Below are 7,375 nucleotides of genomic sequence, written 5' to 3'. Positions count from 1 at the left end.
TCGCCCGCGCGCATGCGCGCGATGAGAGCGGCGTCGGACGGCGGCAGTTCGCGCAGGGGAGGCAGGACGCTCCCCTCGCGCCGGTCGCGCTGGGCGGGGACGAGGCCGTCCGGGTCGTCCATGTCGTCGGGGGGCACGCCCGTGCGCCACCCCTGACTCGGCACCTGCGGTGGGCTCTCGGCCCCGGGCTCGTCGTCGCCGTACGACTCGTCCCGCCCGTCAACGCTCATCGCGGAAGCCCCCGCCACCTGCCCCAACAGTCCTGATCACGGGTCAGGGTGCCATAGCGGCTTTTGGTCAGGACAGCTCAGGGCGCCCCATCCACCCGTCCGAGGGTTTCTGTCGCACATGCGTGTGGACAGTCCCCCTTCGGGGGAGTGGGGGAACCCGCCCGGTGCGGACGGGCCCCATCGGCCGCACCCACCCTCACGCAGGGCGTGAGCGCAGGCCCTCCAGCAGGATGTCCAGCAGCCGGGCGGAGGCCGCCGCCTGCTGGGCCGGGTCCGGCAGCGAGGGCGCGGCCGTGGCGATCACCAGAAGCACGTCCGACACCGACACGTCCGGCCGCAGCGCGCCCGCCTCGCGGGCCCGCTCCACGAGCAGGCCGACGACGTCGAGAAGCTGCGCCGCACCGGCGTCGTCCTCCCCGGCGGCGGACCCCTTCTCGGGCACCAGTCGCAGTTCGGCGCCGGCCGGCTGCGTCCGCTGCTGCGGCACGCGCGCGTGGTCGTGCTCGTCCGCCACGCCCACCCGCAGCACCTGTGGCGGCAGCAGTCGCCCGGCGCCCGAGGCGACCGACGTGCGCAGGAAGCGGGACAGCGCCGACCACGGCTCGTCCTCCTGACCGAGCGCCGTACGCGCCTGGTCGGTCAGCCGGGAGGTCTCCTCCTCGGCTATCCGTCGGACCAGGACGTCCTTGCTCGGGAAGCGCCGGTACACCGTGCCCACACCGACGCGGGCCCGGCGTGCCACGTCCTCCATCGGCGCGCCGTAGCCCAGCTCGCCGAAGACCTCGCGTGCCGCGCGCAGCACGTGCTCCAGATTGCGCTGCGCGTCCACGCGCAGCGGTGTCGTGCGCGGCCCTCCCGCACGCCCGTGGCCCGACGACGGCGCGCTCAGCGCGGTGCCGGGCGCCACGGCGGACGCGGAAGACCAATGAGAATCCTGAACATGCATACGTTTTCCCCCGGTGATGACGTCTCCCCCCGGAGACTCCCCGCCACAGATGGCCGGGGCTCGAGAAACATGCCCGGTGGCCGGATCCGCCCGTCGCGGACCCGAATGAGCGCATCCCCCTACACCCCGTCGACGTACGAACATAGTTGAGAGGAAGTCAATTCAGAAGGGGCAGGTTCCGCCCGGAGCGCCCCCCGATCGGAGTACGGGGCACATTGATCCCGTATGCACTCCGGAAGAAGTACCGGGAAAGCACTGCTGACCTGCGTACATACCGTTCGCTCCGGGAGCCCGGGCCGCTCGGCGCGCCCATCGCCTCCAGTCACACAATTCGTCGGGGCTGTGGACAAACGCAAGCGGCGGGTGCGTCATGGGATGGTGAAGGAACGTGCGCGCATTCTCGTTGTCGGTGGCGGCTATGTCGGGATGTACACGGCCCTGCGCCTGCAGCGGAAGCTGAAACGGGAACTCGCCCGGGGCGCGGCCGAGATCACCGTGGTGACTCCCGACCCGTACATGACGTACCAGCCGTTCCTCCCCGAAGCGGCCGCCGGTGCCATTTCCCCTCGTCATGTGGTCGTACCGCTGCGTCGTGTCCTGGACCGGTGCCACATCGTCATCGGCGAGGCCTCCGCCATCGACCACGCCGCCCGCGTCGCCACCGTCACCACCCTCGCCGACGGCGAGAAGGGCGGCGGCGGCCGGGCGGTGGTGTACGACGAACTCGTCCTCGCGCCCGGCTCCGTCTCGCGCACCCTGCCGGTCCCCGGTCTCGCCGACCACGCCATCGGCTTCAAGACCCTCGAGGAGGCCATCGGGCTGCGCAACCACGTCCTCGAACAGATGGACATCGCCTCCTCCACCCGCGACCCCGCGATCCGCGACGCGGCCCTCACCTTCGTCTTCGTCGGCGGCGGCTACGCGGGCGTCGAGGCGCTCGGCGAGCTGGAGGACATGGCCCGCTACGCCACGCGGTACTACCACAACCTCCGCCCCGAGGACATGAAGTGGATCCTCGTCGAGGCCTCGGACCGCATCCTGCCCGAGGTCGGCGAGGAGATGGGCCGCTACACGGTCAGCGAACTGCGCCGCCGCAACATCGACGTACGCCTGGAGACCCGCCTGGAGTCCTGCGCCGACCGCGTCGCCGTACTCAGTGACGGTGCCCGCTTCCCCACCCGCACCGTCGTGTGGACCGCCGGCGTCAAACCGCATCCCGTCCTCGCCGCCACCGACCTGGCGCGCGACGAACGCGGACGGCTGCGGTGCACCGCCGAACTCGCCGTCGAGGGCGCCCCGCACGCGTGGGCCGCGGGCGACGCCGCCGCCGTCCCCGACACCACCGCCGAGGACCCCGGCCGGGAATGCGCCCCCAACGCCCAGCACGCGCTCCGCCAGGCGAAGGTCCTCGCCGACAACATCGCGCACTCCCTGCGCGGCGAGCCCCTGGAGACGTACGCCCACTCGTACGCCGGGTCGGTCGCCTCCCTGGGACTGCACAAGGGCGTCGCCCACGTCTACGGGCGCAAGATCAAGGGCTATCCCGCCTGGCTCATGCACCGCACCTACCACCTGAGCCGCGTCCCCACCTTCAACCGCAAGGCGCGGGTGGCCGCCGAATGGACCCTCGCCGGGCTCTTCAAACGGGAGATCGTCTCCCTGGGTTCACTCGAACACCCGCGGGCCGAGTTCGAACTCGCGGCCGGTGGAAAGCCTTCTCAGAACCCCCCGGACGACCCGAAGGGGTCGTCCTGACCGCACCCAGGAACTCCACGGACCGGTCCGGCGTCTGACGGATGTCGGCCCGGTCGGCAGCCTGCCAGACTGGTCCACCACCGAGGGCGGGCGGCTGTCCGTTCCCGGTGCGGCCCCGGGGCCCCGGCCGGTCCCGTTTCCCGGCCGCCGACAACTACACGAGGCAAGGATTCGTGAACTTCACCCGCTGGAGCGCCCGGCTCCCCGGAACGCAGCGCCGCGCCGCAGCGCGCGGCGAGCACGCGGTCTCCCCGGACCGGCGGGGAGAGGGCTCCGTGCCCACGGCCCGCGCCGAACAAGCCGTCGAGCATGCACGGCCCGTGCCCGCCGTCGACGACCTCAGAGTGCGCGAGGTCCTCGACCACGTCCCCTCCCTCGTCGCCCTGGTGCACGGCCCGGACCACCGCATCGCCTACGTCAACGGCGCCTACACGGCCGCCTTCGGCGCCCGCCCGCTCGGAGCCCCCGCGCGGGGAGCGCTCCCGGAACTCGAGGAACTCGGCCTGCTGACCCTCCTCGACCAGGTCCTGCGCAGCGGAAAGCCCCGCACGGTCAAGTCCCGCAAGGCCCCCGACGGCCGCTCCTACACCTTCACCTGCACCCCGGTCACCCAGGGCGACGGCAGCGGTGTGCTGGTCTTCGCCACCGACGTCACCGACCACGCCGAGGCCGCCGAACGCCTGCGCGCGAGCGAGCGCCGCCAGCGCGAGACCGCCGTCACCCTCCAGCGCTCCCTGCTCCCGCAGGAGCTCGAGGAGCCCGACGACCTGCGGGTCGCCGCCACCTACCACCCCGGCGGCACCGAGGCCGCCGTCGGCGGCGACTGGTACGACGTGATCACCCTCGGCGGTGGGCGCACCGCCCTGGTCATCGGCGACGTCATGGGCCGGGGTGTCCGCGCGGCGGCCGTCATGGGCCAGCTCCGCACGGCGGTACGCGCCTACGCCCGCCTCGACCTCCCCCCGCACGAGGTCCTCCAGCTGCTCGACGGACTCGCCACGGAGATCGACGCCAACCAGATCGCCACCTGCGCGTACGCCATCCACGACCCCAACGAGGGCACCCTCGTCCACGCCTCCGCCGGCCACCTGCCCATCCTGGTCCGCGACGAGCACGGCACCGTCCAGCGCGCCGACGAACCGACCGGCCCCCCGCTCGGCACCGGCGGCTGGATCCACTCCTCCGGCTCGATCCCGCTGGGGCCCGGCTCCACCGCCGTCCTCTACACGGACGGCCTGGTCGAGCGCCGCAACGAGGACCTCGACGAGGGCATCGCCGCCCTGGAGCGCGCCCTGGCCGGCGCGACCGGCACCCCCCAGGTGATCTGCGACCGCCTGGTCCGCTCGGCGGGCGTGACCCCGGAACACGACGACGACGTCGCCGTCCTGGTGCTCCAGCACCCCGCCCGCACGGGCCCGGAGAGCGAGCTGTTCCACAACGCCGCCCTGGAGCTGCTGGGCGGCGTCGAAGCGGCCCCCCGCGCGCGTGCCTTCGCCTCCGGCGTGCTCACCAGCTGGCGCTTCCCCTCCGACCTGCACGACCTGGGCGTCCTGGCCGCCAGCGAACTGGTCGCCAACTCCCTCCAGCACGGCACCCCGCCCATGCGCCTGCGCCTGCGCCGCACCGACCGCCGGCTGATCGTCGAGGTCACCGACGGCGACGACCACCTGCCGAGGCGCCGCCGTGCGGAACCCGCCGACGAGTCCGGCCGGGGCATCGCCATCGTCGCGACGATCGCCTCCAACTGGGGAAGCCGGCGCACCCCGGGCGGCGGCAAGGCCGTCTGGTGCGAGTTCGCCCTGCCGAAGCCGGTCACTCCCTAGGGGCAGGCCCCGGGGAGCGGTGCGCCGTGGGAGTGCCGGCCTCAGCCGTGTGCGCCGGCCTCAGGCATGTGCCGGGGACTGGCCCGCCGGGGCGGTGCCGCCCTGGGTGACCACCCGGCTCCGTGCCGCGGACGGGTGGTCCTGCACCTCCGTGAGCTGTCGGCCCAGCCGCAGCGCCAGCACCGTGATCGCCAGGGAGAACAGCACGAAGACCACGATGTAGGGGCCGTGCAGCGAGGCCCCCATCGGCCCGCCGACCGCCGGGCCGATGGCCAGCGCGAGCTGCTTCACCAGAGCGAACGCCGAGTTGTACTGACCCGCCAGCCCTTCCGGCGCGAGATCCGCGACCATCGGCGCGAGCGTCGGCGACAGCATCGACTCACCGAGCCCGAACAGGGCGTACGTGGAGATGAAGGCGGCGGTCGCCATCGCCTGGCTGCCGTTCCCGAGGCCCGCGTACCCGGCCACGGCCCACGCCACGGCCCAGAGCAGCCCCACCGAAGCGATCACGCGCGTGCGGCTGCGGCGCTCCACGAACCGCAGCACCACGAACTGCGCGACAACGATGACCAGGGTGTTCGCCGCCAGCGCCGTCCCCAGCGTCGACGTCGAGATACCGGCCGCCTCGACCCCGTACGCGCTCAGTCCCGACTCGAACTGGCCGTAGCAGGCGAAGAACAGCACGAAGCCCAGCACGCACAGCTGCACCATGGCCCGGTTGCCCATCAGCTGCTTCCAGCTGCCCTTGGCCGACGGAGCCGGAGCACCCTCGATACGCGGCGAGCGCGGCATCCGCACCGTCGCCATCACCACGACCAGCAGCAGGAACATCGCCGCCTCGATCGAGAACAGCACGGTGAAGGAGGAGGCCCTGGTCGTGTCGACGAGGTGTCCGCCGATGAGACCGCCGACCCCGAGCCCGAGGTTCTGCAGGAAGAACTGCATGGCGAACGCACGCGACCGGGTCTCCACCGTGGAGCAGTCCACGATCATCGTCGCCAGCGCCGGCTGCATCACGGCCTGCCCGGCCCCGAGCAGCGCCGCCGACACCAGCACGCTCGACGCACCGCTCGACAGGCCCAGGCTCAGCGCCCCGACGGCGGCCGTGACCAGGGCGACGAGCAGCACCGGCAGCGGACCCCGCCGGACGATGGCCCGTCCGGCGAACGGCAGCACGATCAGTGCGGCCACCGCGAACACGGCGAGCACCAGCCCCGCCGTCATGGCCCCGAGCCCTCGTACCTGCGCCACGTAGACGTACAGGTAGGGGACGGTGAAACCGAGGCCGAACGCACTGAGTGCGTTGCCCACGTGGATCCGGCGCATCGCAGCGCCCATCGCCCTGGTCACGTTCACCTCTCTCACAAGTTAGGAGTGAAGACTTAGAAGCTAAAGTTCAAAGGTGAAGAGTACACGTCGAACAGCTTCAACACGAAGGGCTTCAAGGTGAAGGGTGGCGTGCCATACTGCGGCCATGGGCGACACCTCCGGCCTCAACGAGCCGACACTCGAAGAGCAGATCGCCGCGTACCAGCGCGAGTTCCAGGACCTCGACCCCCAGGTCGAGAAGATCGTCTCCGCGCTGTCCCGGCTGAACCGCCGGATGAACGTCGCCTACGGCCGCCAGACCGCCGAGCTCGGCATCACCAACGCCGACTGGGAGGTCCTCAAGGCCCTGGTCCTGTCCGGCGTCCCGTACCGCATGGGCCCCAGCGACCTGGCCAAGCGCCTCGGCCTCACACCGGCCGCCATGACCCACCGGATCGACCGCATGGTCGCCGAAGGCCTCGTCAACCGGGAACGGGACGAGACGAACCGGGTCCGGGTCATCGTCGAGGCGACATCCGCCGGCCGCGAGAAGTGGCTCGAGGTGATGCGCATGGCGACGGTCTTCGAGGAGGACCTGCTCCAGGACCTGTCCCCGGACGAGCGGATCACCCTGGGCGAGGTGCTCACCCGCCTCCTGCGCAGGGTGGAGGACGCCCAGCCCGACGCCGGCGGCCGCCTCACCGACCTGGACTGACGGCCTCGCCCCACGAACGGCCGAAAAGATCTTGACAGGGGGCGCTTGACTTCCCCCTCCCCGATACGTAGAGTTCGTCAAGTTGCCATCGGGACGTAACGGTTCTCCGGCAGCACTTCTGCCGCGAGAGCGGCACTCAAAACCACCAGCACGACCTCCCCAATGAACTGATTTCGGCATGCTCGAATTCAATTCGCAGGGGCGCCGGCGTCTGAATCGGAACCGAACGGCTCCGATTTGAGAAGCGGCGAGAGAGTCCGCTAAGGTTTGAGACGTCGGAACGGCCCAACGGCCGGAAAGACAAACCCCGCTGACTGGGGGTCAGGTCGAAGAAGAAGATCTGATAGAGTCGGAGTCGCCGGAAAGGGAAATCGCGAAAGCGGGACCCGGGAAGGCGAACAGCCCGAGGAAATCGGATCGGAAAGATCTGATAGAGTCGGACACGCAAGACCGAAGGGAAGCGCCCGGAGGAAAGCCCGCGAGGGTGAGTACAAAGGAAGCGTCCGTTCCTTGAGAACTCAACAGCGTGCCAAAAATCAACGCCAGATATGTTGATACCCCGACGAGCGGATCTTCTTCCGGTCGTTGAGGTTCCTTT

Annotated in this window: 6 protein-coding genes and 1 pseudogene; 3 read left to right on the top strand and 4 right to left on the bottom strand. The window is 71.0% G+C overall.

The window, feature by feature from the left end:
* A pseudogene (locus tag AOK11_RS10740) lies at positions 1-230 on the bottom strand (sigma-70 family RNA polymerase sigma factor); the annotation flags it as partial.
* A gap of 196 nt (positions 231-426) precedes the next feature.
* Entirely contained in the window at positions 427-1,176 is a 750-nt protein-coding gene (locus AOK11_RS10735; protein WP_055593435.1) for a TetR/AcrR family transcriptional regulator, read from the bottom strand.
* A 375-nt stretch (positions 1,177-1,551) separates the two neighbouring features.
* Between AOK11_RS10735 and AOK11_RS10730 the strand changes: the two genes are divergently transcribed.
* Positions 1,552-2,931, top strand: coding sequence for an NAD(P)/FAD-dependent oxidoreductase (locus AOK11_RS10730; protein WP_055593434.1), 1,380 nt, complete (start codon positions 1,552-1,554; stop codon positions 2,929-2,931).
* A 173-nt stretch (positions 2,932-3,104) separates the two neighbouring features.
* Positions 3,105-4,754, top strand: a complete 1,650-nt coding sequence (locus AOK11_RS10725) for an ATP-binding SpoIIE family protein phosphatase (protein ID WP_055593433.1) — start codon at positions 3,105-3,107, stop codon at positions 4,752-4,754.
* Positions 4,755-4,814: 60 nt separating this feature from the next.
* Here AOK11_RS10725 and AOK11_RS10720 read toward each other — a convergent pair whose 3' ends face one another.
* Positions 4,815-6,092 (bottom strand): MFS transporter, encoded by a 1,278-nt coding sequence (locus tag AOK11_RS10720; protein ID WP_055593432.1) that lies wholly within the window; start codon positions 6,090-6,092, stop codon positions 4,815-4,817.
* Positions 6,093-6,228: 136 nt separating this feature from the next.
* Between AOK11_RS10720 and AOK11_RS10715 the strand changes: the two genes are divergently transcribed.
* The gene (locus AOK11_RS10715; RefSeq protein WP_055593431.1) at positions 6,229-6,777 is read left to right on the top strand and encodes a MarR family winged helix-turn-helix transcriptional regulator; all 549 of its coding nucleotides are present in this window, start codon (positions 6,229-6,231) and stop codon (positions 6,775-6,777) included.
* Between the two features lie 321 nt (positions 6,778-7,098).
* On the opposite strand, the gene AOK11_RS43890 is transcribed toward AOK11_RS10715, so the two are convergent.
* On the bottom strand, positions 7,099-7,375 hold a 277-nt coding region (locus AOK11_RS43890; RefSeq protein ID WP_206188814.1), incomplete at its 5' end, for a hypothetical protein.

Source organism: Streptomyces hirsutus (assembly GCF_001418415.1).
GTDB lineage: Bacteria > Actinomycetota > Actinomycetes > Streptomycetales > Streptomycetaceae > Streptomyces > Streptomyces hirsutus.
The sequence above is the reverse complement of the archived record's forward strand: the minus strand, read 5'-3'. Positions and strand labels throughout refer to the sequence as shown.